The organism is Roseitalea sp., assembly GCF_984466335.1.
Map to the genome: position 1 here is coordinate 4,579 of NZ_CFIFWG010000162.1, position 2,566 is coordinate 7,144.

3 protein-coding genes are annotated in these 2,566 nt (G+C 62.6%); 1 reads left to right on the plus strand and 2 read right to left on the minus strand.

Going from position 1 to position 2,566, the window contains the following annotated elements; all coding sequences use genetic code 11:
* The first annotated feature begins 264 nt into the window (after positions 1-264).
* Positions 265-1,194: a helix-turn-helix domain-containing protein gene (locus AC5E6L_RS12970; RefSeq protein WP_491773816.1), complete on the plus strand. Its 930-nt coding sequence runs from the start codon at positions 265-267 to the stop codon at positions 1,192-1,194.
* A gap of 28 nt (positions 1,195-1,222) precedes the next feature.
* Here AC5E6L_RS12970 and AC5E6L_RS12975 read toward each other — a convergent pair whose 3' ends face one another.
* Both AC5E6L_RS12975 and AC5E6L_RS12980 read right to left on the minus strand, forming a co-directional pair.
* Positions 1,223-2,188 (minus strand): SMP-30/gluconolactonase/LRE family protein, encoded by a 966-nt coding sequence (locus AC5E6L_RS12975; protein ID WP_491773818.1) that lies wholly within the window; start codon positions 2,186-2,188, stop codon positions 1,223-1,225.
* Between the two features lie 212 nt (positions 2,189-2,400).
* Complete coding sequence (locus AC5E6L_RS12980) at positions 2,401-2,565, minus strand: FCD domain-containing protein (protein ID WP_491773822.1); 165 nt, start codon at positions 2,563-2,565, stop codon at positions 2,401-2,403.
* Position 2,566 lies beyond the last annotated feature (1 nt).

Below are 2,566 nucleotides of genomic sequence, written 5' to 3' on the forward strand. Positions count from 1 at the left end.
CGCAGCGAGCAGGGCGATCATGCTGACGGTGGAGAATCTGCCATTCATCGGTTTGTTCCCTTTTGGTGACGGGCCTGTTTGGCGACGGGCCTGGATCGGGCGAAAATTCGGATGAGCGCCGTCGTCAGCGGCGATGAGAAACTGTCATGTTGGACCGCTAGGGTCGTCCGCGTTAAGGTGGCTCGGCTCCGGGAAAGTCAGGTTTGGGGTAACAGTTTTACGACAATCCCGAGCGTCGCCGGCAAGGCTCCGTCGGAGGAAGACATGCACCAGTCCCTGCACGACAAGACGGGCGAGTTCCGCTCCCTCTTGCGCCACCCGAGCGTGATGGCGAAGCATCACTGGCATGTGCACGTCGAAATCGTCTACTGCGCCGGGCGCAAAGCCCTTTACGACTTCGTCAGCCGCGATGTCGTGCTGGATGCCGGGGATCTGGCCATCTTCTCGGCCATCCTGCCGCACCGCGTGTGCGACAGCGAGAGGGGCAGCGTCGTCAACGTGCTCAACGTGCCGATGGAGGAGTTCTTGTCGCTGCAACTGCCGCGCGCCTTCGTTGCCGACGTTCTGGGCGGCAAGGTTCTGGTGGCCAAGGCGCCCGCCCATTTCGGCCGCGCCACCTTCGCCGCCTGGCACGATGATCTCAATGCGACCGATGCCGAGCGCGTCGCCATGGCCATAGACGAGATCGCGGTGTTTCTGAAGCGCTTTGCGGCGACGTTTCAGGCGCGGTCGGTCAACATGGTGAGCCTGACGCGGCGCGACACCGACCTGATCGCCAGGATATTGCCGCGCGTGGTCGGCATCATCTCCGAGAGCGGCGGCGAACGCCTCACCGTCAAGGCGATCGCCAGGGAACTCGACCTCAATCCGAAATATCTGACAACGCGCTTCCGCGACCTGACCGGCGTGCCGCTGGGCGCTTTCATCCTGCGCACGCGCGTTGCCCGCGCTCGCTCGCTTCTGGCGGCCTCTGACCTTGCCATGGCCGACATCGCCTACGCATCCGGCTTCGGCTCGGTGAGCCAGTTCTACGCCGTCATGAAACGACAGACCGGCCAGACGCCGGGCCAGTTGCGCGGCGGCCGGCCGCAGGGGCGCGTTGGCCTGGGCGCCCGCGAGACCGCCTGTACGGCAGCGCCCACTGCGAGCGGGTGCGAAGCTGCGCCACACAGCAACGCCGGTCCGTCTGAATGAACGACTGGCTGCCTGCGGCTTGGTCGCCTCAAGGTCCGGCAAAGTCCCAGTGTGCCGGCGGAGCACCGGCGACCGCTTGGCGAAACCATGCGATGCGGGTGCCGAGCAGGTTGCCTACAAAAACAGTGCGCAAATCCGGCCCGCCAAAGGCCAGACTCGACACATTGCCATAGACGCCGTTGGACACCTTCATATGGTCGCTGGTCAGGCGCCGTTGCCGATAGGCGGTCTCGTACCATCGCACATGCCCGGCATCGAAACCGTCGAGCACCACAGTGCGTTGACCATCGGCATCGAAACGGATCAACCGGTTCGCGACAATGCTGGCCACCCACACCCCGCCTTCTGCGTCAAATGCCAATCCGTCTGGAAACTCCCCCTGACCAAAATCTTCTATGCGGTGCGCCAGCCTCAAATCGCCCCGTCCCACGATCCGGAAAACGCTCATGCGCTTTGAGAAGGTCTCGTTGACGAACAAGCGCTCGCCATCGGGATGGACATGGCATTCATTGGCAAACCCCAGCCCATCGGCGACGATACGCGCGCCGTCGCCGTCAGCCATCACGATGAAGCCGTCCGCAATATCGGCAGTATAACCAAGCGCGCGCGGCACCTGACGAGTGCTCGCCGTGATCCAAAGCCGCGCCGAACGGTCGCGGTGAACGAAATTGGTCGGCGGCAGCGCAACGCCATCGGCCTCTATGACAGACGGTGTCAGGTTGGCGTGGGTATCGATCCGGAAGACCCCACCGTCAGTCTCACCCAAATGCGTGACCAGAACCGCGCCGTCGGGCAGAAGGCACAGCCCATTGGTGCTGGGGCGAAAAGCGCCGCGGGCCAGCCGGTGCCATACCCTGCCGTCCGGCTCGATGACGGAGAACCCGCCATCGAAATTGGAGACCACCAGCCGGCCATTGGCAAGAGACAGCACACATTCCGGCCGGACAAGGCCATTGCCGGCAAACGAAAAATCGTCTTCCGTATACGTGCACACCGCGTGGAGCCTCTCCATTTCAGCGAAACGCTCGCTGGTTTGATATGGGTGATCTCAAAGTCAATAAAGGATTTTCTTATGTATATATTATTGCCTCAGGATGGAACGGGTCATGCTCTGGCGGCCTTCTCTTTGCATCTGGGTCATGCCCGGCGCGCAAACCTTGCCACGCCGGCAGAACTTCTCGCTCCGGCAGCGGTCAAGAAACGGGATCAAACCGCGCTGAAGCCATAATTGGCGATCAGTTCAATAATCAGTCGCTTTGCGTTTATGCGGTGCTCACGGTGGATCCGGCGCGCCGCCTCGGCATCGCCGCGCTCAATTGCATCGACCAGAGCCCGGTGATCGCGGTTTGAGTCCCGCGGGGCGGGGCGGATG

Bases quoted from the DNA above. Each gene is read 5' to 3' on its own strand.
- AC5E6L_RS12970 (WP_491773816.1), top strand. From the start codon at position 265: ATGCACCAGTCCCTGCACGACAAGACGGGCGAGTTCCGCTCCCTCTTG.